Raw genomic sequence first — 22,829 nt, 5'->3', positions numbered from 1 at the left:
ATGGGAAGTAGAACCGAGATATTAGCTAAAATAAAAACCAACAAACCTAACCTAATTGAGACACCCATCATTGAGCCTCAAGTTTTCGATGAAGGCCTGAACCTTATTGAAGAATTCACCAAAAAGGTTGAAGCCGTTGGTGGACAGGTGGTTCCCATTACTTATGAAATGGACATTCATACAGAAATAAAAACGTTGTTTCCTGATACTGCATTGAATTTTTCAACCCTAGAAAAGGCCATATCATTTAACACCTTATCGCTAGACAACATTGAAAAACCCCAAGAACTGGAAGATTTAGATGTGTTGGTGTTAGAAAGTCCGCTTGGCGTTGCCGAAAATGGCGCAGTATGGGTTAACGACACTTCTTTTCCAATACGTGTTCTGCCTTTTATAACAAAGCACTTGGTATTGGTATTGGGGAAAAACGATATTGTTCCCTATATGCACCAAGCCTATGACACACTAAATGACTTTAATTTTGGCGTTTTTATTTCTGGCCCATCCAAAACCGCCGATATTGAACAATCCTTGGTTATAGGTGCCCACGGGGCTTTAAGTTTGACGATACTTTTAAAAAACGATTAGCATGTATAGAAATGCCTTGAAAAAACTAAGGCAAATCCCTAACCAATTAAAAATGAAACCTTATACTTTTACTTCGCTATTAATTATTTTACAATTTAAAGCGAAATAATTATTTCTAAAGCTAAAGCTCTAGGTATTGAGAGGCCTAGGGCTTTTCTTTTTAAACACATTAGTAATCTAAATAAAGCCGGCTTCCTCGGCAGCTGTAAGCAACTCCCTATCCCCTTTGCCGTCAACATTAAATTCTTCTTTTAGGATACGCTTTCTACGTTCTATTGCTGCTATCGACAGATTTAAAATCTCTGGCATCTCCCCCATTTTTGTACCGCGGGAAAGCTCGTAAAGCATTCTTCTATCAATTCTATCGATTACAAAATCCTTTGAAGATTTTTTTCTTAAAAATTTTAAGACAGCCTTCCCATAATAAGGCGGATCTACAATGACAGTCTCTATGGCCTCCGTTAAAATTTCTGGTGTCAAGTCGTTTTTTATGAGAAAACCATCTGGATTTACACTTCTTAAAATACTGTTTAGCCTAACATTTTTGGTATAGGTTGTCGATACCATAATTTTGGTCTCCGGTAAAAGCTCCCGCATTACGACACCCAAATCTTCTCCAGAAACTATTTCACCATCGTTTGTTGGTGGCAAACTAATATCTAAAAAAACCAAATCTATACCTTCACCTTTAGAAGCCTGTTGAATTTTTGCATAAGCCTGTTCACAATCATTTGCCGTACTAATATTGAAACTGTATTCAGGTTTAATCTTGTTAAAATGGTTAAGAGCCCCTTGGTAGGCTTTTACAATTAACGGATGGTCATCAACAATTAAAACATTAAGCGTTTGTGTCATATCTTAGTATTATATTAAAACCGTAACGGTCAATGTGGTCCCAGAACCTATTTTAGAGTTAACCTGAAGCTTCCCGTTATGCTTTAAAATCCTGGATTCCATATTTTTAATCCCAATGCCTTTTTTACTTTTCTTATTATCGAATCCCTCTCCATCATCTTCAATCTTTAGCTGTAATGTGTCTTGCGACAAGCTAAAAGCAATGGCTATGTTATTGGCCTTGGCATGTTTAACGACATTCTGAACCGCTTCCTGGATAATTCTATATAAGGTTACTTTGAGCTTATAATCAATCGCATCCCAAGAAATCTGTTCATCGTTATCTATCCTGTAGCCAAATTTATGAATCTTAGCCAAATTACCAACATAGTCTTCGATTACGGTTATAAAACCACTTTCTGCACTCAACACATGGTCCTTAAGGGCATGCGAAATATCCCTGATCTCTTTTTCTATGGTTTGCAGTTCTCCAATGTACGATTTATAATCTTTTACATCGTTATCTTCTCCACTTAAGGCTAAATACCCGAGCCCCACTCTAGTGCCAAATAATTTCCCCAGCACTCCATCGTGCAGTTCTTCCGAGATACGATGGCGCTCTTCGGTACGTCCTTCATCCAGTTTGGCCTGTTGCTTTAACATTAAGGCAAAAATTTCCTCATTGGCTTTTTGCTGTTCCTGTTCAAACAAAAGCTCTTTGTTTTTGGCACGTTGTTGACGTATAAAGTAGAGCAGGATTAAAACCAAAAACGCTATACCTCCAATAACCGAAATTAGTATGTTTTGGGTGGTTAATCGCTTGGTTTCTTCTATATACTCGTCGGTTTCGTATTCTATTCTGGTGAATTTATTTCTAATGGCCCGGTCTTGGGCTTGCAGGCTATCGCTTAAACTAACATAAGCCTCTAAATACCCTGTAGTATGTGATCTATCTAATTGGGAAAGCAGTTTTAAAGCAGCCAAACGATCTCTATGGTTGTTTACCGTTTTGGCTAACCTCCCAGCTTCTTTGGCATATGAAATTGCTTTTGTGGTATCCCCTTTAACTCCATAATATTCGGCCAAACGCAAATCACTAATCACGACACCTGAAACATAATGTATGCTGTCCCTTATTTTTAATGCCTCATTAAACTTTTCTTCAATATTGAGTGTCTCACCATTTAAAAACCGACTATAGGTTAAATTATCCAATACAGCTGTATAAAAACGAGTATCTGTTTTCCTTAAATCATGGTTCTCAAGTGCTTCTTTAAATGAATTAATAGCCAAATTATAGTTCTTCATTTGCAAATAAACCAATCCAATACTATTTAAACTTAACTCCTTGTAATTTGACTTATATTTTAAACTTTTTAGATATTCTATAGCTTTTTCATGATAAAAAAGCGCTTTTTCATATTCCTTTAAATCATAGAAATTGGCACCTAAAAGATGATAACATAAATAAAGTGTTGTATTCTTTTTTAGAGACTTTAATTTCTTTATGGCTTGAAATGCCAATATCTCACTCCCGGTATAATCCCTTAAATCCTGTTTTATAATAGCCATTCCATAAAGCATCGAACCAGAACCATAATCATACTCTATATCTTCAAAAATTTTATTAGCCTCATGGTAAGCGTAATAAGTGCTATCTAAATCTTCTGTAGCTAAATAGAAATTTCCATACCTCCAATAACATTCCCCTATACCCATAGAATCTTTTAACTGTAGCACAATTTGAAACCGGTCTTTATTGGCGATCTTAAATAAATCAAAACTCCTAATCCGCAAAGCTTCAATTGTTATTTTAGATAAAGCTTTACTTTTTAAACTATCGTCTTCCAGTATTCTACTATTGTGATATGCTTTTAATAAATACTCGTTTTGTTTATTTACATCTTGCAGTGTTTTGGACTGATCAATTAAATAATAAATACTGTCCATCTCTTTTATAGACTGTACCCCTTCAATAGGTTTTACTTTGGATGTACAGCTAGATACGAGAAGAATAATTAATAAAACAACAATACTATTAATTCGATTTGCCAATGGGTTTCAGATTCGTTTATACTCTTTTGTTACAAATATATAAAAGGCCTTAAACATTGTTTAAGGCCTTTTATATATTTAATTCCCATCTGGATCTGACTCCGGCGGTGGTGGTGGCAATGGTTTTTCTCCAGTTGCATACACGGTAGTATTATCATTTAATTGTTCATCTTCGTTCAAATCCTGTTTTGTACAAGACTGTGTAATTATAGAGCAAAGCATAAGCCCCAAAAAAAAGCGTGTTAATCGCATGGCATTTCGTTTAAATTAGACATTGGTTTGAGAGCCAGATGCTAGCTGAAACTCGAAATGCGCGCATGTAACTGAGTCAAAATGCCCGTTTTAACACCTTGATAATCAGTAAAGAAATTTCTGTTAAGTCAAATTTATGGTGAGATGTTCTGTTACAAAAACATTCTAACAGACCTTTAGTGAACGTATGGGTTCTATGAGTGAAATGATGGTTTTTACGAGGCAAAGGAAATTGCCCTAAACAGCAAAAGCAGGTGCCAAGGAGTTAACCATATGCTCTACATTATCTTTGTAGAATTTGGTAAAGGGTACATTTTTATTGTGCTTCTTTAAGGAACATTTAGAATTACCATAATTAACCCGCGACACGTAATGTGAGTTAATGATGTAGCTTTTATGGACCCTTAAAAAGTTTTTGGGTAAAATAGATTCGTAGGTTTTCAGGGTTTTAAACGAATTTATAACACTACCATCTATCATATGGAAATCGGTAGTATTGTTATCGGCCCTTAAAAAAAGGATTTCATCGGTATCTAAATACCTGTAATCTTTATAGGATTTTAGACAAATGGTCTTATTCGCTTTCGCTGGTCGTTTTTTTTTAAACCTCAATACGGTTTTTCTAATGTCTAAATCGGTCATTGGCATGAGCAGATAATCAAAAAAGCCGGCCTTAATCGATTCATAGGTTTTTTCCTTGGTAAAAGAGAGGGCAATAAATTCTGGTTTGTCCTTTAAATATTCATTAACCTCTTTGGTAAAATCGAACGGATTTTCATCGTTGTTATCTATATTTATAAAAATCAAATCGGGAGCCTCTTTAAGAACAGTATTCATCGCTTGCTGAAAATCGCAAGAGACACCAATAGAGTTAAGCTCCGGAATTTCTTCCAGCACCTTAACTAAAACATTGTTTAGCAGAGAATCCTTATTATCTATTATAAAATAATTATACACTTGCTTGGTATGAAAACGTAAAATTATATACAACCACTTAGTTTTAGTTAGGGATTTCCATTATAAAAACTAGGGTGTTTCTCTAACCCTTCAAAAACCAATACCCAAAACTTAACCTAAAAAGACATTCCATAAACTCCATTGAAAGTATACCTTTCCTTTTCTAAGAGGGCTTAAAATAGTACTGCACTAAGCTTCAAAATGATATCTATTGGAAACAAAAATAATTGTAAGAATAAACTATCAATAACTATACCGATATGTAGAAACAAAAAAAGCTCCCCACAATTGAGAAGCTATACCTTTTTTAGTGCGAACGTAGAGATCCCCTTCGGCTTCGCTCCTTTAGATTAGCATTTTCATTAAAGGACTAAATTTTGAAAGATAAAAATCTGTAAAACAAAACTATTACAATCACTCTAGAGTTTAAAACCCAATAACAAAAAGGCTGTTCAATTAAATTTCATTTACACTGCTCACTTTCATCCGGCACGGGTGGTTCACTTTAACCGAATTTTCCAATATAGTATGTGAACTTACTGTAAATAGCTGGCTTAATTTCTTTGAAGAAAATTATTTCATTTCAGATATCAGAAACCCATTGTTTATTGCTTTTTTTCTTAGTTTCAATAGTGCTGATTTGGATACCGCGACACCTTGGGATAGTCCTATCATATAGTTAAGATTAAATAGTTATTATTGTACATTTTCACTAATCTAAGAGTAAAATCTAATGAATCAAGTTACCACAAAGTTTTACTTTTAGTTTAACAGCACCTGGTAAATAGGCGAGAGGAATTGATTCTTTAATTAATGTATTTATACTCTCTTGTTTTGCTCCATTATGCACTAATTTATCTCTTAATTTAGATAATAATTTTTCCATTTCAGATTGTTCATCTACTTGCATGGTGTTAATTACCATTTCTTCTTCACTACTAATTTGAGCAATACAAGCTCCAAAAGCATTAGCAACTTCTAGATGCTGAGGGAATAATACTTCTGACGCTCCTTCAATTTCTTTTGGTAGTAAAAATGCACCTCCACCACATGCTACTACCGGAATTTCTTTAGAGTCTGTTTTTAATTTATCTACTAATTTTTCTATTGCAATACGAATTTGTTCTTTAACTAAATCTAAAGCTTTATTGTAGTCCATTTTCGCAATTACTTTTATGCGTTCTTTTATATCTGAATTACTTAATGAGCCATCAATATGTAACTGTTTGTCAGCAATAAAAAAATCAGAAAGGGTCATGGTTGTGCCTTTAAAAGCAATTGATTTATCCTTGATTCTGTATCCAACTGAATCTGGACCTAACTTACATTCGTCATTTTCAATCCTAACAATTGTACCGCCACCAATACCTACTGCTACAACATCAGGCATTCTAAAATTGGTAAGAACACCTCCAATTTGAGCTACTTGTGTACTTTCTCTAGGAAAATAATTAACTAAAACGCCTCCATCTGATGTAGTTCCTCCAACATCGATTACTATACCGTTATCGATTTGAGATAATGCTCCAGCTCCACGAATACTATTTGTTGGTCCTGAAGAAATTGTAAGTACTGGAAAATCTTGTACTTGCTCGAGAGACATTAATGTACCATCGTTTTGTCCAATAAATAATTGTGATGACAAACCTAACCGGGCAACAGTACCTTCAAATGCTTGAACCATCTTTGAAGCAACACCTTGTAAAGCTGCATTAAGTATTGCTGCATTTTCACGTTCTAATAACCCTAATCCTCCTACTTGATGAGAACAACTTAATCGAACTTCATCACCTAAAACTTCTCTTGCCCAATTAGCAACTTGTAACTCTTGGTCTGGTAATGTTTTCGAAAAAATTCCAGTAATTGCCAAAGACTCTATATCTCCTTTCATTTTGTGAAGATATTCTTTTACTTCTTTTTCATCTAATGGGGTTATTGGCCTACCATCAAACTCAAAACCTCCATGAACCATATATATATGTTTACCTAGAAGGTTTTTTAAATCTTCTGGAAAATCGGACATGGTTGGTATAGCGCTACTTGCTGGAAGTCCTATTCTAATTGCACCTATTTTACTTAGTTTTTTTCTTTCTACTAATGCATTGGTACAATGTGTAGTCCCTAACATAATGTACTTAATCTCATTTTTTTGTACCTCACTATATTCAAGAACTTTTTTAATTGCATTTTCAATTCCACTACTAACGTCAAGGGTTGTAGTTTCTTTGGTCTTTGCTAAAATTTTATTGTCATGAGTAACTAATACAGCATCTGTATTTGTTCCTCCAACATCTACTCCTATTTTATAAAACATTTTATTTCTGTGTATTTAATTTTTCTACTGGGATGTATTTTTCTTTATATCCAAACTTTTTAGGCCCACCCAATTCAATACCTCCTGATGTTCGCCATTGTTCATCTGCTTTCATTGCTAAAACCACTACTCTTGTACCATATTGAATTGTTTCAGCTGTAATGGGTTGTGCATTTTCTGCATCAATTAAAACAATTAAATCTGGTGTAATAGCAACAGGTTTACCATCTTTTTTTGCCATTAAAAATTCATTTTGAAAATCTAATTGCATAGTAGAGCACTCATAATCATTTATACCCAATATTTCACAAACTCCTTTATTCCATCTACCTTCTGTTTTAATAGTAACATTACTAATCTTGCCATAAAAGAGCTTAATTGCTTTAGCAGTTTCTATTAGTGAGTTTAATGGGTTTTTACCTTGCTTTTTTGCATCAATTATCGCTTTACCTAAAGTCTCGGCATATGAAACTATTCCATGAACCGCAGACTCTTTAACCTGCTTTCCAGTCATTGGATAACAGCCAATTGCGCAACTACCACCCATTTGAATTGTAGTTGCACCTACCAGGGTTTCTCCCCAAACATTATTTATTGCATGGTAGACATTTTTATTGCCTTTCTCGTCTGCTTGAATAATTGGTGATACAGGAATATCATGTAAGGTAAATGTTACCATTTCTAACCTAGGAAATGCTCTCCCCATGCCATCTGCATCTACCAGGGGTATTTGCTTTTCTGCGGCTACAGAAAACGGGATTACACCGTTGAGTCCGCCTGCTTCTGCGGGCATTACTGCATCAATCTTTTTTCCTAAGTATTCTTCCATCATTTCGAAAGCACTTATAAATTCTTTTCCCGAAAACAACTTTTCTACTAAAATCATAGGGGCTCCAAAAGCAGCTATTGGAACGACAAGTGCATCATCTGGTAATTCTTCAGCCTTTATTAAACTTACTTTTCCATTTTTATTAATGGCTTCTTTAGCTAATAGCTTTCCTATGTATGGGTCGCCACCGCCACCAGTTCCTAGAACAGTAGAGCCCATTGCTATATAATCAATCTCTTGTTTACTGATTTTTCTCATTATAATTTTCAACTATTTTATTTATTATTAGAAATACTATTCCAGCTGTCACTAATCCTATTATGTATTTTAAGTTAGAGTTTGTCAATAACATTAAAGCTACACCTATTAGCCATGAAATAATTCCTGCCCAATTGAACTTTTTTGAGGTGTATTTTCCCGAATTTCCTGCTAATTGTGCTGCAATGATTACACCTGCTATTGGGGTAATTGTCACAGTTAAAAGGGTTATAAAACCAATAAAATGGTTTAGAATACCTATTACTGATAATGAAACTCCTAATAACCCTAAAGCAAGCGTAACTTTAGCTCTAGAGTGACTTTTTAAATTCAAAAGGTTTGTAAATGCCAAACCTGAAGAGTAGATGTTCATAACGTTAGAAGTCCAGGTAGCGAGAATAAGAATGGACATTGCAAAGAATGGAAAACCCAAAGACGAGAAAACTTCGACGATATCATGAGTATCTTGGGTTAATGCTAAAATTGCACCAATAACTAAAAGTAACATTGCTGGTATTATTACCCCAATTATAGAGCCTAAAACTGCATCTTTTTTTGATTTGGCAAACCTGTTATAATCAGGCGATATTACGCCACCTACAACTATAAACCCTATGGTAACTCCCATAGCTTGTAGAATGGATATTTTTTCTTTAGGATTATATTTAATTATTTCGCTAAAATCGTGACTCTTAAATGTAATTACCAAACCATAGACAAGAAGTAAAACAATGGCAGGAACCGCTATATAATTTAACCATTTTAAATATTTAAAACCAAACACAGCTGTAAGAACCATGATAGTTCCCCAGAATATTGAAGACAGCCAAATTGGAATATCAATCCCGTTCATTTCTGCAAAAATTCTTGAAAAAGATGCTCCTGCTATACTAGTTTGAACGCCAAACCAACCTAATGTAGAAAGTCCTATTACCAAACCAACAATATAATTGGCTCCTAACTGTCCAAAACCTTTTGATGATAATGACACTGTGGCCATTCTTTTTTGAAACGAGAACACACTTAATATGCACATAAAGGCTACAACAAAACTAAAACCTAAAAAACCTGCAAGAATAGCATTGTAAAAAGACAAAGAATTAATTAATACACTGCCTACCAATAAAGCAGGCACACTTACAATACCGCCAAACCAAATACCCGCCAAACTGTGCCATTTAACATTATTTTCCATTTCTTAATTGTTTTGATAAAAAAACCACTAACGGAAGCATTAGTGGTTTTTTGGTTAACTCGACTAACTCAAATATTGGACGACGTTTTTTTTAAATTAAAAGCATTAAATAATTTTCTTATTCTGGCGGAGCAGGTGGAATAACAGGCCCATCATATCCGAAAACATCTTTTAAAGTTTTAAGAAAAGTGTCACCAAACTGGTAAAGCCTACCATTAGCATATGAACAAACTATATGAATTTGTTTTCCGACTAAGGATTTCATTAATGCTGCATCTCCATTATTAAGAGGGATATATTGTTTAGGTCTAACCTCAATCAGATAGCTAATAAGATTGGGTGCGGTTACAATACTACCTGTTGAAGAAGTTAAAAGTAAATTCTCATTAAGTGCTTTTATTGTGATAGTTTCATTATTACTTAAACCGACTTTTAGTGTAGTAATATCAAAGCCCCCTTGTGTTTTTTCTTCAAAGCTTTGTAAGGTTCCATCATATGCCGCAACCAATTTACTTTCAGATTCAAAATAATTGTCTATTGCCTTTATATTGCTGTACATTGCTATTTCTGTTGCCGCTCCCAATTCAAAAGCATCACTATATGTATTTTTAATAATTTTTGAATTTTTTAATTGTAAACCTGTTTGAGCCCATAGAGCAAGACCTGCTATTTGTCCAAATCCTGGTTTGGAAATAATTGCCCTAATTAGTTTTTCTGCATCATCGGCATCTTTAGGGTGTAGTACTTCTACTATAGCTGCATCTCCTGGTTTTGGTACAGAAGTTAAAACAGTTGGAGCAATTGAATAACTTTCATGTGCATAGCTTAAATTGCTTAATTCTGGAACTGAACGACCAGCACCATCCGCATTTATAAGTGGTATACTCATCTTTTTACTTAACAGCATAGCAATAGTAGCATTTGCCGACCCGGATTCTACCGAAAGCACCCCTCCTACGGGCTTATTTAGGTCATTGGCAAGAGTAAAAACTGAGGATTCAATAGATTCTATTAATGCGTCTAAATTTGCTTTGAGAGCAGTTGGAGCGCCAATTCCTCCAGCGACGATATAAAGTTTATCATTTTGTACTGTTGAAATGTCATAGATATCAATTTTGTCAATTTTGTTAATAATATCAATACCATCAATAAAGCTACCTCCACCACCACTGCCCTTGATGGAAAGGCCTAAATATGTTTGAATAATCTGTGGCTTATCTAAATGCCATACAGACGGCAGAGATTTGCTTGTCGAAAAATTCAAATTCTTTGATGAATTTTTTGAATTTACTTCGAAGCCCATTAAATTATTGACTTTTTTCAAGCTTTCATTAATTAACGATTCATCAACTTTGGAATTGTTTTCGTTTAATTTAATTTCTGGTTCTACATCATTACTGCACGAATAAAGTCCAACAATTAAAATTGTCAGAAAGACATTTTTTTTACATTTAAAAAAAGGATTCTGTTTCATGATATATAATTTTGGGGGTTATAATTCTTCCTTTGGATTAAAATTTAAACGAAAGATTCACTCCATAAGCCATAGGTTGCCCTAGCCAAGCTAAATCTGAACCTCCGTTTGAAAAGGTCTGGTCAACAAACTCAGTAATGTATTTCGTGTCCATAAGGTTGGTCCCCCATAACCCCAAGGTGAACTTGTTAAATGTGAAATTTATCCTAGCGTTTAAAAGACTATATCTTGGTGACACTGCCGCATTATCTTCATGCCAGTACATTTCACCAGTGCCTTCGAGATTTATATTACCGTTAAAAGCAATTTTATCGGAAATGTCAAAACTTGATTCAAGCCCCAAACTATAACTATCTTGTGGGACTAAAGGCGTGGCTTTTCCAGAAACATCAATAGTTGCATTCGCCCCAATACTTTCTGTTGATGTTCCTCTTTCAATCTTAGATTTGCTAACACCGTAGCTAGCCAAAATATCCAACCAATTTGAGGCTCTTAAGCGCATATCAGCCTCAAAACCAACAGACCTGCTCTTAGGAACATTAAAGTTTCCTATCAGGATTTGACCTGCTCCTCCATCTAAAACTAAAGCATACAATTGTTGGTCAGTAAAATCAATATAATAACCTGACAAATTAAGAATAAAACGATTATCCCAATATGTATTTTTAATTCCAATCTCATAATTATCTGTAGTTTCTGCACTAAAATCTGTGCCGTAACGAACTGTTTGACCTTGGTTAAAGCCCCCAGTTCTATATCCTTTTCCATAGTTTGCGTACATTAACATATTATCTGTTGCTTGAAACGCCAATGATACTTTAGGTTGTACTTGTGTGTCAACTCTTTTAGGGTTTGTTCCTTCACTTCTATTATTTTGACTAATATTATCATTATCATAACGTAGACCCGCCGATAATGTAAGTTTGTCCGACACTTTATAATCTACAAAACCAAATACAGCAAAAGTTTTATAAGTATTAGTAAAATTGCCAACAGCCAGTTGACTTTGAGTGTCAGTAGGCATAAACGGAGGCGCAAAGAAACCAAAATCGGCCGATGCCCTTGTTATAAGTGTTTTGTCTAGCTTTTGATAAAATGCTCCCAAATCCCAATTTACTATACTATTGGTGCCTGATGCAGAGCCTAACCGTATTTCTTGGTTAAAAGTTTTGGTATTGCTGTCTTGGTCTTGTCGTAGCACATCAGCAGAAGTAAAATCCAAATCTCCAAAAGCGTTCCGTTCTGCTTTATTGTAAGTGGTTAATGAGGTTAGTTTTACTTTGTCAAAATCGAAATCTAATTTTAGGTTACTGTAAATGTTATCAAGTGTTCCAACGCCCCTTTGGTCTGCTTGAATGGCCAAGTTTCCATAATCGTCTGGGGCTATTTTAGGATTTCCAGTAGTTGGGCCTGCATAATATACAGCCCCAGCTTCTGCGTCTATTATTTGTCCTGTTAAAGTAGCAGATATATTGGATGACAACCCAGCTTTCAATTGTGCACGTAGTGTTAAATCCTCAATAAAATCTGGTGCATCGTTAAAAGTTATGTTGTTCAATAAACCATCACCTTTTTTATAAGACCCAGAAATACGATAAAACAATTTATCTTTTACCAAAGGACCTGTTGAAGATATTTGGGTTTGTAAAAGATTTCCATTTCCATAGCCTAATTGGACTTTGTTTCTAAAATTGTTCGTTGGTTTATTGGTCACAATATTAATGGCACCTGCGATTGCATTTTTACCATACAATGCACCTTGTGGGCCTTTTACTACCTCAATTAGAGCTACATCAAATAACTCTTGGTTTAATAAGTTTGCATCAGGTAGCGTTACGCCATCAATTACAAAAGCAATTGGGGCATCACCATTTCTTATCTGGGAAATTCCTCTGACTGTAATAAAATTATTGCCTATATTTTGTGAGGTGGTAAAATTTACATTTGGAATTTGGTCTGCAAATGTCTGCACATTAGAAATTCCTTTTGTCTCAATATCTTTTGCGGTAAAGGTAACCACTGATTCGGGTATTGATTGCACTGATTCAGCCCTTCTTCTAGCTTGCCCGATTACATTATCGAAACCTTTTATAATAACCTCTTCTAATTGTGAAGCATCTTCCTCTAATGTTATATTAATAGTTTTTTTGCCGTTTAGAGCTACCTCTATGGTTTTATACCCTAGATAAGAAAATACAAGAGTTGCCCCTTGATTTACAGAGATTGAATAATTACCATCTATACCTGTTGTTGTACCATTGGATGTGTTCTTTTCAATTATACTAACGCCCAGTAGTGTCTCGGATGACGATTTAACGGTTCCAGTAACAGTCATTTTTTGTGAAACTGCCAATAATGGAATAAAAAAAAGTACCAGTAATATATTTCTCATTTTTTTGTGTGATTTTTTGAAAATATTCATGTAGTAAATGTACACATGTGAACATTCTATATTTTTCCTTCCTAATTTTTTTTTATAAATTAGTAATTCCTGTATTTTAATTTGGAATGGAATGGAAAATAAAACTATAAACTCTCAAGAAACTCTTATACTTTCTAATTACGTGTTTGTAAAAATGCTTGATAAAATTGTAACTCAATTTAAAGTCAAATACAAAGTAGAATCCCATATAAACGACACACAACTATTTGGTTTTGGTAATTTTGACACCACAAAACCTTGTTTAAAAGAAGAATTTCAAACAATAGTACGTCAATATGTTAATGGAAAGTATTTATACAATAAGCATCGCGAAGCCACCACAGGAAAACCATTAATTAAAATTAGTAAAAGCTATAAGTATGTATTTTTCAAATATCTTGGTTTTAGTAATGTCTACGATTTTATCGACCAAGATTTTATACCAAAAAAACAAAAAAAGAAGCAGTTAGAACTTTTAAATAAAGAGAACACCTCTAAAGATTACTATTTTGTTAGTTATTATCTAGGTGAAGACCGTCATATGAACAAAGGACAAGTCCTAATTTATAATGACTGGAAAACTGTAGAAATGAAATATGCTTACGAGGAAGGTGATGCTTCTATACAGATTTACAGCTTTTTTGGTAATATAATAAAAAGTGAGAATTTAATACACTTTAATACTAAATTCTTTGCTGGTGATAAAAAAATTGAAGGAGCCAAATTCATATTTTTCGTGGGTAAATCTGCTCCAACTGAACGCCACTATTTAATTGGAACTTATGCAGGATTTGATAAATACGACCAAACCGTTGCAGGAAAGATGATTTTGAAAAAAATGGATTCTAAAACTGAAATGGAAGATGAAGCATTAAGTAATGATTTTAATCCACTAATGTCACAAGAATTAATAGGGAACAGAATAGTGGTAGAAAGTAATATTAGAAAAAACCCATTGCTGTTCTCTAAAAAAAGCCCCTATGCCGAAGTATTGACAAGAATTACGGGGAGTTATGAGTTTACCTTTCAAACAAACGATGAAGAGTACGTTTTAGGTAGTCGAATCCAACCAAAACATTATGGCATAGTGAGTTTACAAGAATCAATTATTTTAGAAGATGAGAAAGTAAGTGTATTGAACAAAGGGCAGATATTAAATTTAGATTTCACTATCTCTGGAATGTTTTATTTGCAAAAAGTATCCATTTATATTGCTACTTATTATTTTATAGACTCCTCATTAGAACCGCAAGGTAAATTTACAGGGGTTGATATTAACAATAATATTGTGACGGGTACTATTAAAATGAAAAATCTAGATTGATGTGTATCAGCAAGAAAATTTATTAGTCATTCTTTTCTAACATCAACTTCGCCTCCCTAAAAACCCTCGCAAAACAAAGGGTAAACTCGTGCTCAGGATAAACATTTCGACAAACTCTATGCATCGCTTCTCCTCTCCCCTAGACTATCTATATGCAAACATGATATAACAAAAAAAAGCTCCCCACAATTGAGAAGCTTTACCTTTTATAGTGCGGGCGGGGAGACTCCCTTCGGCTTCGCTCAGGATAAACCTCTCCTCTCCCCTAGACTATATGTATACAAACCTGCTATAACAAAAAAAGCTCCCCACAATTGAGAAGCTTTGCCTTTTATAGTGCGGGCGGGGAGACTCGAACTCCCACACCTCGCGGCACTAGATCCTAAGTTAAGCGTATTTTTGACCAAAGAAAGACAAAACACATCATTTTCAACTAGTTACATTTTTATTGATTTGATTTAAAATCAATAAAAACCTACAAAAATCAATAAATGTTGTACCTATGTTGTACCTAAATCAATTAGATTTTTAGTATTTTTACAACACATTCTTCGTTGAATTGTTGTACCTGATTTGGCTTTCTTAAAAACCAGGACAATAATGGCATCCAGTGTACAAATAACATTAAGGAGAAAACCCAATAAAAATGGACAATATCCATTGGCTATAAGAATTACCAAAGATCGTAGATCAACTTACAAGCTTATTGGGCATTATATTGATATTGAAGATTGGGATAATAACAATAAATTGGTTAAGGAATCACATCCAAATTCTGAAAAACTAAACCAACTGATATCTTCAAAAATTCATGATGCAAATAAAAGATTGATCACCTTACAATCCAAAAATGATGATTTAACAGCTACATTTATTAAAAAGGAAATATACAAGTCTAAGAAAAAACTAAGCTTCTTTGAACTCGCACAAGAACACCTAGAAGAATTGGAAGTTTACAATAAACACAATAGATTATCCAGTGATTCTGCCTATGTAAACTATATTCAAAGATTTAACAAATCTAAAGAACTATCATTCGATGAAATTGATGAACGGTTCTTAAGAAAATTGAAAATTTACCTGATTAAAGAACATTCACTTTGTTTAACCTCTATCATGAATGTTTTTGTCTTTATTCGACTATTATTCAACAAAGCCATTAAGGATAAAATTGTAAAACAGAAACAATATCCATTTGGAGGCAATAAAATTAAAATCAAGTTTCCTGAAACCGAAAAGATTGGTTTGAACGCTGATGAAATTATACGTATTGAAACTCTAAGTAACCTATCACATAGTGAAATGCATACAAGGAATATTTGGCTATACAGTTTTAATTTTGCAGGCATTAGGGTATCAGATGCACTAAGAACCAAATGGAGCGATATTAAAGATGATAGACTTTACTATAGAATGGGTAAAAACTCCAAAATATTATCCCTAAAAATATCAGATAAAGTTAAAAACATCCTCAATTTCTATATTAAAGATAAAAGACATGATGATGACTTTATTTTTCCTGAATTAAAAAAAGCCAACCTAAAAGATTCAAAGGATGTTTTTAATAAAATCAAAACAGCCAATAAAAAATTTAACTACTATTTAAAGTCTATCGCTGAAAAGGCTAAAATTAATAAAAAACTGACAATGCATATTGCCAGACATAGCTTCGGAAACGTTGCAGGAGATACAATTCACCCTCTAATGCTACAGAAACTTTATCGCCACAGTGATTTAAAGACTACAATTAATTACCAAGCCAATTTCATTCATAAACCAGCAGATGAAGCTTTGGAAAGCGTTATAAGAAAGGTAGGATAGTTAAAACATCTCAAAAACAATCTGAAAAGGACTTCTTTTATATTTTGAGTGGTGGCAGACTTATCTTAAAACTGGCTTAACCCCTTATTATTACTGTTATTCTATAACTTTCATTTTCTGCGAACACCTTATTGCACACCAAAACTTTAAAAAGAACTTGGAAAATATAACTTAATCTTCTTTGGTTTTATAAAAGTACAAATTAATTGATAGAATATTGCTTTTCTATCATACATTCCTAATTAACTGCTTTTTTATACCAATTAGAAACAGACAAATCCCTTACCAAAAATATGAAATTCCCATTACACTCATCTTAAACCGATTCCCTTGTATTGGAAAGCTAATTTGTTTTAAAGGAGATCTTGCATACCACGGAATAAAACATCTAGCTCTAGCTGTTATAATTCTTTAAAACACAAAATCAACACTATCACTATTAACCGTAAAGCCTTTTTGTTCCTGCCATAGGTTTTTATCTGGTTCACCTACTTTTATCGTATAACTGGCACTATCATCGAAAACCTTAGCGACAAATGACTGTCCATTAATACGGATAGCATACTCCATATTCATAGTTTTTTCATTAGTAATTTGAAACACTGGATTTTCAATACCCTTAACCGTTATTTCTGGCAAATAGCCATTAGCCTTGCGCGCATAGTTTGCCTCTTGTAAAACCGTTTGCGGCCACCCCGGATACTGCGACCCCGCTTCTAACGGATCATCAAAACGTCTATAACATTCCGTTTTTATCGTCCTGTCCTTTTTATTAAAAGTTACCACACCGTAACCTACTGCCCTATTATGAAGTATAGCGGGTTCCTTATGTATATTGTGCGGATTGGCAACCGCCCTTACCGTCATTTTGTTACTAACTTTAATTATTTAGTACAAATTTAATAAATAAAGCAATTAACTAGTGTTTATACCTTTAATATGATTTATAATAAGCATTTTTACCTTTAATTACTAAAAATAAAAGCTTTTTTACCTTTTTCAAATTTTAAAAGATATTCGTTTGAAGTAAAATTATCTTTATATGGAAAGGCTAGACACAACCGATTTAGACATTTTAAGAATCCTACAAAACAATTCCAAGAAAACAACCAAGGAAATTGCTGACACACTGAACCTTACACCCTCACCAGTTTATGAGCGGATTAGAAGGCTAGAAAAGAAAGGTTACATTAAAAAATATGTGGCTCTCTTAGATAAAAAATTGGTAAAAAAACCCATAACAGCGGTGTGTATGGTATCTCTACGCTATCACAACGAGGGGTTCATCGAAAAGTTCGAAAAACAGATAAGGACCTTAAGTGAAGTACAAGAGTGCTACCATATGGCCGGAAAAGTGGATTTTTTCCTGAAGATCAACGTAGAAAGCCTTGACGGCTACCACCAATTTGTAAGACTAAAATTGTCTAAAATTGAAAACATAGGCATTTTAGAAAGCTACTTTGTTTTAAAGGAGATTTTGCATACCACAGAATATAACATTTAACTTTTTTTCTAGTTGCTAAACTTCAACTCAACCATTATTGGGTTATGATCTGAAGGCATTTTCTCTACCCCTTCTTTTTTATAGGTATCCCATACAATTGAATGGCTATTAACCTTGTCTTTCCATTGTTTGGTTAAAAAGATATAATCTATTCTTCTATCTCCTCTAGTTACATCTGTAGCATTTACATCTATTTGCCAATTGTTAAATGTATGGTGTCTTAAAGTATCCTTTGGTTCGTTTATTCTAGCCCAGTTATAGGAATCCTCCAATAGTTCTGAATCATTAAGAATTTTATAGGCTTTAGAATATGGATTTAAATTTAAATCTCCCATAAAAATTGCAGGAAAATCACAAGCAATTGACTTTATTTGCTCAAGTATTAAGCTTGCACTGTTATTTCTAACTTCTTCATTTTCATAAAAAAAGTGCGTATTGAACAAATAAAAAACGTGACCTGCAACTTTGTCCTTAAACTTTCCCCAAGTACACACTTTTGCTTTCCCTCCCCAAGCGGCTTGATATAAATTCTCTGGTGCCGTGGTAGGTACACCGGGTGACAACCAAAAACTACCATTATCTAACAAGTCAAATAAAGCAGTTTTGTAAAATATATCGTGGTGGTGGTTGGTTTTACTATTTAGTTGTTCGTCATCACTCGTACCAAACCTTTGATACCCTTTCAAACTACCAAGCAAATCATTAACTTGATTAAAAAAAGGCTCTTGTACTCCAAAAATATCAAAATCATACTTAGTAACTACTCTTGTTATAAACCCCTTTCTTTCATTCCATGCATGTCCACTAATATCATCCCGTTTATTTTGGTATCGCAAATTATAAGTGGCCACCTTATATATTTTTTCCTTACTATATTTTTTTTCCGAACTGGACTTACAGCCCAAACACAGTACAACAAAACTTATTACTGCTAAAACAAATCCTTTTTCCCTACTATTCATAATTTAAAATATAAAATCAACACTATCACTATTAACCGTAAGACCTTTTTGTTCTTGCCACAGGTCTTTATCTGGATCGCCTATTTTTACCGTATAGCTAGATGCTCCATCAAAGACCTTTGCCTCAAATGCTTGCCCGTTAATGCGAATAGCGTATTCCAATGCCTTGGCCTTTTCATTGATAATTTGAACTACTGGGTTCTTAATACCCTGGACCCTAATTTCCGGTAAATACCCCTTGGCCTTACGTCCATAGTTTGCCTCTTGTAAAACTGTTTGTGGCCATCCTGGATACTGTGCCCCTTCTTTTAGAGGATCATCAAAACGTCTGTAGCATTCCGTTTTTATCGTTCTGTCGACTTTATTAAACGTCACAATACCGTAGCCTACCGCCCTATTGTGCAGTATGGCTGGTTCCTTGTGCATATTATGCGGATTGGAAACAGCCCTTACCGTTATTTTGTTACCAAAGCCATCTTCGTGGTTTCCTGTATAGGCCGGATTATCATAAGTATGGTTCGTGCTGTCTACAGATGGCCAAAACCTTTTGGGCCAGATATTATTCAACGCAGGCCCCGCAAAAGCATATCCACTATCTCCAAATTCATCCACCCCATATTGAATAAATGACCCCAGATGTTGATCTCCGGCTATATGAAACGCAAATCCCTTTCTAATAATCTCTATTGCTTCATCTCTTTTTTTAGCCGGCCAACCGTTAGAGTCCATATCTAGGGTAGGTTTATCGCCTTGGATATACTCGCCCACTTCCGGAATGTAAAGTTTTGGTATAACAGCTCCTGTTTTGGCCTCTGCTGGCAACGTGGCTACAGTAGCAAAATTAGTTTGCGACAATACCGCCTTCATCTGCGCACCATAAGACCAATCGCCTACCCAAGATTCCAAAAACGCTTCTTGCCTAGCTCCCAATAATTCTGCGTCTAAATCCCTGTACTGTTTTATATCAAAATCATTGGCCAAAATCCAGCCATTATCCACTTTAGCTTCTTTGGGCAGCACATGGGATGGAGCCGATTTAAACTTTCTATCTTCTAAAATGGCAAAGCTTACGCCTCCATAGTTCCAATGGGTATAATATACCCCAATGTTATTCTTAACCGGTGTAGCATCGTAAGGATCTGGCAAATGACTGGTCTGTGTAAACTGTACCATGTTCACCCATTCTGGGGTCATTTTGTACCCACCGCTGTCTTGTGATGACTTTCCAAATCCATGACTGTTATCAGCCAGCTTACCTCCTTCGCCCCACACGTTTCCATGATACACATCGTGGTCGTCTGGTATGATAGCACATGGTATATGCCTAAATATCTCACGATAGGACCATCCAAACATCATCCATTTCCTTAGGTAATCCAAACAGGTTTTATCAAAATCGCCTGAATATTGAGCTCCAAAACCTCCGGTGCCTTCATAAAACTGATCGCCCAGGAACATACAAATATCTGGATTGAGCTTGGACACACTTTCATAGATATCGGCATCTGGAAAGCCAAAATCAAAATTACAGCTAAAAACAGCCGCTTTTAAATCGGTTTTATTTATTGGCTCTGCTTGAACTGTGCCATTATAATCGTATTGGTGCATGCCTTCCTTTAATGGAATTTGCAAACGTATTCTATACGGCACGTTTGATGTGGCCTCCCAATTACTCACAGAAAAGTTAACCGAGCGCCCTGCTTCTTTAATGGTTTGCTCTTCCTGCGTAACCCATTTGCCGTCTTTTTCAAACTGCAACAATACTTTATGTCCTTGGATCTCTTCAACGGGAGATAACTGTGCCGTTAATTTTAGTTTCCCTCGATGCAGGGTGTACTGGGCAAAACATACCGGTCCAAAAATATTATCATCATTGGAATACAGTGCTTTAGAGTCTATGGACCAATCCTTAAATCCAACCAATGGCCAATGTTCATCCCCTCCTTTTATTTCGATATCTGATAATAAAGCAAAATTCCCAACAAGCTTTTCCTGTGCAATCTCAATATCTTTTGCTATATATATAATAGCCTCAGATGCTGTATCTATAATATTAATGTTGAGCGTTTGATGGTTCTCGTCCTTATTATTTACACCTATTTGCAATGTAAATTGCTCTGGCAATGCATCGAAACTCGTTTTCAAAACTTGATCACCCACTACCAAATCGCCTTCCAGGTTCAATCCTACATCCAGACCTTTGCCAAATACAGCAGCCGAACGGTAATCGTCCACATGCCCCTTTGCTCCTAACCGCAATCCAAAACAACCGCCTTTTGCACCCTCTAACTGTTGGTCCAAAACAGTTATCGACACCTTTATATCGTAAACCGCATCTCCTTTAGGGTTTTGAAGGGTGAGCAAGTGCAGGTTCCTGTTTTTACCTTTATACGTACATACGGCTTGCCCGTTTTTTAAAACCCAGTCCTGTAGCCTGTTGCCCCAATACTGTGGGCCTACCCATTTCATATCGTGCCATAGATGCCATTCACTCCTAAAAGCAACTGTTTTTTTGTTGGAAAAAGGGTTATAACATGAGGTTATGGGCAATACCGAACCCAATAAAATTGTTTTGATGTAATCTCTGCGATGCATACAGTGTTTTTTGGTTTTTAATTAGGTTTATAATCTGGATTTAATGTTTTAGGTATTGGCGCATTGGTTTTGATTCGCCATGCCTGAAGTTCAGTATATAATTCTTCGACTATTTTTGGATAATCCTGGGACAGATCATTTTGTTCCTTTATATCGATATCTAAATCGTATAACTCCAAACAACCATCCTCAAAATATTCATGGAGCTTCCATTTTCCTTTTCTAATAACGCTTCCTGGCCGTGTTCTAAACAACGCATCTCTTGCTTCTTCTTTTTTGGAATTGCTTGCCTCCAAATAAATAGGAAAATGCCAAAACAATGCCCGTTCTTCCAAAGGCTTATCATTAGTTAACAATGGTAAGATGGAATTCCCATCTAAATTATAATCTTGACCATCTTGGATCGCATCCATGAGTGTTGGAAAAATATCAAGCCCCGTAACAGGCACCTCTTCTTTCCTAATATGCTTTATACCTTCTGGCCACCTAATAGCTAATGGCACCCTAATACCGCCTTCATAATAGGAGCCTTTGCCTCCCCTTAAGGGAAATTGGGACGACACACTAGCCAAACCACCATTATCTGACATAAGAATTACGATAGTGCTTTCTGCAATATTAAGCATTTGTAAGGTATTCAAAATTTTACCCACATTAGTGTCCATATTTTCTACCATGGCCCCAAACTTAGCATTAAATCGTTCATCGCCTTTTATTATCGTCTTATACTTTTCCGTAAGATCCTTTTTGCCCTGCAATGGGGTATGAACTGTAAAATACGGAAGATACAGGAAAAACGGTTTGTTTTTATTAGTGCTTATAAAATCAATGGCCTCATTGGTTAACCTATCGGTTAAATACTCCCCTTGCTCTCCATCTTTTAATGCTTTGTTCTTATATGGACTAAAATACGATTTTGGGTGCCCTGCATGAGAGCCCGCTATATTAATATCGAAGCCCTGCGTTAAAGGTTCGTCACTTAAATGCCATTTCCCAATAGTCCCTGTTGTATAGCCATGGGGCTTTAAAGCCTCTGCTATAGTCACAAAACGCTCCGCTAAGGTTTCATTATTAACGGTAGGCACAAGTTTTCTATTCTCAGACTTACCACGTTCTGAAGACCCCACCGTATAGATGCCATGCCTAGGGGTGTTTTTTCCTGTTAAGATGCATGCCCTACTTGGCGCACAATTGGCCGCAGGCGCATAGGCATTACTAAACACTACACTTTCCATGGAGAATTTATCCAAATTAGGCGTCTCGTATACTGGGTTTCCCATAAAACCTACATCTGCCCAACCTAAGTCATCAACTAAAATGAACAATATGTTTGGTTTACTTCCCTCTTCTGCCTTTTTTTTATCATTTTGACATGATACCATTGCCCATACAATAACCAACACCAACAGGATACTTAACCTGAATAAATTCGACCTAACCTTCAT

At 35.1% G+C, this 22,829-nt stretch carries 17 protein-coding genes; 4 read left to right on the top strand and 13 right to left on the bottom strand.

The genetic code is table 11. The features are described 5' to 3' along the window. Positions 1-588, top strand: a complete 588-nt coding sequence (locus MR062_RS00770) for a LutC/YkgG family protein (protein WP_242202145.1) — start codon at positions 1-3, stop codon at positions 586-588. 177 nt (positions 589-765) lie between these two features. Here MR062_RS00770 and MR062_RS00765 read toward each other — a convergent pair whose 3' ends face one another. The 9 genes from MR062_RS00765 to MR062_RS00725 all read right to left on the bottom strand — a co-directional run bounded on the left by MR062_RS00765 (position 766) and on the right by MR062_RS00725 (position 13,148). Further along, entirely contained in the window at positions 766-1,443 is a 678-nt protein-coding gene (locus MR062_RS00765; RefSeq protein WP_242202144.1) for a response regulator, read from the bottom strand. A 9-nt stretch (positions 1,444-1,452) separates the two neighbouring features. Continuing rightward, complete coding sequence (locus MR062_RS00760; protein WP_242202143.1) at positions 1,453-3,477, bottom strand: ATP-binding protein; 2,025 nt, start codon at positions 3,475-3,477, stop codon at positions 1,453-1,455. 78 nt (positions 3,478-3,555) lie between these two features. Further along, positions 3,556-3,729 carry a hypothetical protein gene (locus MR062_RS00755; protein WP_242202142.1) on the bottom strand — a complete coding sequence of 58 codons (174 nt, stop codon included), beginning with the start codon at positions 3,727-3,729 and terminating at the stop codon, positions 3,556-3,558. A 237-nt stretch (positions 3,730-3,966) separates the two neighbouring features. After that, complete coding sequence (locus tag MR062_RS00750; protein WP_242202141.1) at positions 3,967-4,719, bottom strand: LytR/AlgR family response regulator transcription factor; 753 nt, start codon at positions 4,717-4,719, stop codon at positions 3,967-3,969. A 697-nt stretch (positions 4,720-5,416) separates the two neighbouring features. After that, positions 5,417-7,000 carry a hydantoinase/oxoprolinase family protein gene (locus MR062_RS00745; protein ID WP_242202140.1) on the bottom strand — a complete coding sequence of 528 codons (1,584 nt, stop codon included), beginning with the start codon at positions 6,998-7,000 and terminating at the stop codon, positions 5,417-5,419. 1 nt (position 7,001) lies between these two features. Continuing rightward, positions 7,002-8,087, bottom strand: a complete 1,086-nt coding sequence (locus MR062_RS00740) for a DUF917 domain-containing protein (RefSeq protein ID WP_242202139.1) — start codon at positions 8,085-8,087, stop codon at positions 7,002-7,004. Beyond that, on the bottom strand, positions 8,071-9,282 hold the full coding sequence (locus MR062_RS00735) for a cytosine permease (RefSeq protein WP_242202138.1): 1,212 nt from the start codon (positions 9,280-9,282) through the stop codon (positions 8,071-8,073). Before MR062_RS00735 ends, MR062_RS00740 begins: the two co-directional genes overlap by 17 nt. A 118-nt stretch (positions 9,283-9,400) precedes the next feature. Next, complete coding sequence (locus MR062_RS00730; RefSeq protein ID WP_242202137.1) at positions 9,401-10,756, bottom strand: S-methyl thiohydantoin desulfurase domain-containing protein; 1,356 nt, start codon at positions 10,754-10,756, stop codon at positions 9,401-9,403. 37 nt (positions 10,757-10,793) lie between these two features. Continuing rightward, positions 10,794-13,148, bottom strand: coding sequence for a TonB-dependent receptor (locus MR062_RS00725; protein ID WP_242202136.1), 2,355 nt, complete (start codon positions 13,146-13,148; stop codon positions 10,794-10,796). Positions 13,149-13,269: 121 nt separating this feature from the next. On the opposite strand from MR062_RS00725, the gene MR062_RS00720 reads away from it, so the two are divergent. Together MR062_RS00720 and MR062_RS00715 are read left to right on the top strand one after the other, a co-directional pair. Then, on the top strand, positions 13,270-14,502 hold the full coding sequence (locus MR062_RS00720; RefSeq protein ID WP_242202135.1) for a hypothetical protein: 1,233 nt from the start codon (positions 13,270-13,272) through the stop codon (positions 14,500-14,502). A gap of 600 nt (positions 14,503-15,102) precedes the next feature. After that, the gene (locus MR062_RS00715) at positions 15,103-16,323 is read left to right on the top strand and encodes a site-specific integrase (protein ID WP_242202134.1); all 1,221 of its coding nucleotides are present in this window, start codon (positions 15,103-15,105) and stop codon (positions 16,321-16,323) included. A gap of 411 nt (positions 16,324-16,734) precedes the next feature. On the opposite strand, the gene MR062_RS00710 is transcribed toward MR062_RS00715, so the two are convergent. After that, on the bottom strand, positions 16,735-17,190 hold the full coding sequence (locus tag MR062_RS00710; protein WP_242202133.1) for a hypothetical protein: 456 nt from the start codon (positions 17,188-17,190) through the stop codon (positions 16,735-16,737). Between the two features lie 175 nt (positions 17,191-17,365). On the opposite strand from MR062_RS00710, the gene MR062_RS00705 reads away from it, so the two are divergent. Further along, a complete protein-coding gene (locus MR062_RS00705) occupies positions 17,366-17,827 on the top strand; it encodes an Lrp/AsnC family transcriptional regulator (RefSeq protein ID WP_242202132.1) in 462 nt (153 codons plus the stop codon). Between the two features lie 8 nt (positions 17,828-17,835). Here MR062_RS00705 and MR062_RS00700 read toward each other — a convergent pair whose 3' ends face one another. The 3 genes from MR062_RS00700 to MR062_RS00690 are packed head-to-tail and all read right to left on the bottom strand — an operon-like array spanning position 17,836 to position 22,829. After that, positions 17,836-18,789 (bottom strand): endonuclease/exonuclease/phosphatase family protein, encoded by a 954-nt coding sequence (locus MR062_RS00700; RefSeq protein ID WP_242202131.1) that lies wholly within the window; start codon positions 18,787-18,789, stop codon positions 17,836-17,838. Positions 18,790-18,792: 3 nt separating this feature from the next. Beyond that, a complete protein-coding gene (locus MR062_RS00695; RefSeq protein ID WP_242202130.1) occupies positions 18,793-21,384 on the bottom strand; it encodes an alkaline phosphatase D family protein in 2,592 nt (863 codons plus the stop codon). A 17-nt stretch (positions 21,385-21,401) separates the two neighbouring features. Then, a complete protein-coding gene (locus MR062_RS00690; RefSeq protein ID WP_242202129.1) occupies positions 21,402-22,829 on the bottom strand; it encodes a sulfatase in 1,428 nt (475 codons plus the stop codon).

The sequence above is a fragment of the Aestuariivivens insulae genome (genome assembly GCF_022662195.1).
Classification (GTDB): domain Bacteria; phylum Bacteroidota; class Bacteroidia; order Flavobacteriales; family Flavobacteriaceae; genus Aestuariivivens; species Aestuariivivens insulae.
Note: the sequence above shows the minus strand (reverse complement) of the source record. Positions and strands in the feature narration are given on the sequence as shown.

Excerpts from the sequence above, each read along its gene's own strand:
- MR062_RS00765 (WP_242202144.1), bottom strand. The coding sequence starts at position 1,443 with ATGACACAAACGCTTAATGTTTTAATTGTTGATGACCATCCGTTAATT.
- MR062_RS00730 (WP_242202137.1), bottom strand. The coding sequence starts at position 10,756 with ATGAAACAGAATCCTTTTTTTAAATGTAAAAAAAATGTCTTTCTGACA.
- MR062_RS00735 (WP_242202138.1), bottom strand. The coding sequence starts at position 9,282 with ATGGAAAATAATGTTAAATGGCACAGTTTGGCGGGTATTTGGTTTGGC.
- MR062_RS00690 (WP_242202129.1), bottom strand. The coding sequence starts at position 22,829 with ATGAAGGTTAGGTCGAATTTATTCAGGTTAAGTATCCTGTTGGTGTTG.
- MR062_RS00715 (WP_242202134.1), top strand. The coding sequence starts at position 15,103 with ATGGCATCCAGTGTACAAATAACATTAAGGAGAAAACCCAATAAAAAT.
- MR062_RS00745 (WP_242202140.1), bottom strand. The coding sequence starts at position 7,000 with ATGTTTTATAAAATAGGAGTAGATGTTGGAGGAACAAATACAGATGCT.
- MR062_RS00710 (WP_242202133.1), bottom strand. The coding sequence starts at position 17,190 with ATGACGGTAAGGGCGGTTGCCAATCCGCACAATATACATAAGGAACCC.
- MR062_RS00700 (WP_242202131.1), bottom strand. The coding sequence starts at position 18,789 with ATGAATAGTAGGGAAAAAGGATTTGTTTTAGCAGTAATAAGTTTTGTT.
- MR062_RS00725 (WP_242202136.1), bottom strand. The coding sequence starts at position 13,148 with ATGAGAAATATATTACTGGTACTTTTTTTTATTCCATTATTGGCAGTT.
- MR062_RS00705 (WP_242202132.1), top strand. The coding sequence starts at position 17,366 with ATGGAAAGGCTAGACACAACCGATTTAGACATTTTAAGAATCCTACAA.
- MR062_RS00720 (WP_242202135.1), top strand. The coding sequence starts at position 13,270 with ATGGAAAATAAAACTATAAACTCTCAAGAAACTCTTATACTTTCTAAT.
- MR062_RS00740 (WP_242202139.1), bottom strand. The coding sequence starts at position 8,087 with ATGAGAAAAATCAGTAAACAAGAGATTGATTATATAGCAATGGGCTCT.
- MR062_RS00770 (WP_242202145.1), top strand. The coding sequence starts at position 1 with ATGGGAAGTAGAACCGAGATATTAGCTAAAATAAAAACCAACAAACCT.
- MR062_RS00695 (WP_242202130.1), bottom strand. The coding sequence starts at position 21,384 with ATGCATCGCAGAGATTACATCAAAACAATTTTATTGGGTTCGGTATTG.
- MR062_RS00755 (WP_242202142.1), bottom strand. The coding sequence starts at position 3,729 with ATGCGATTAACACGCTTTTTTTTGGGGCTTATGCTTTGCTCTATAATT.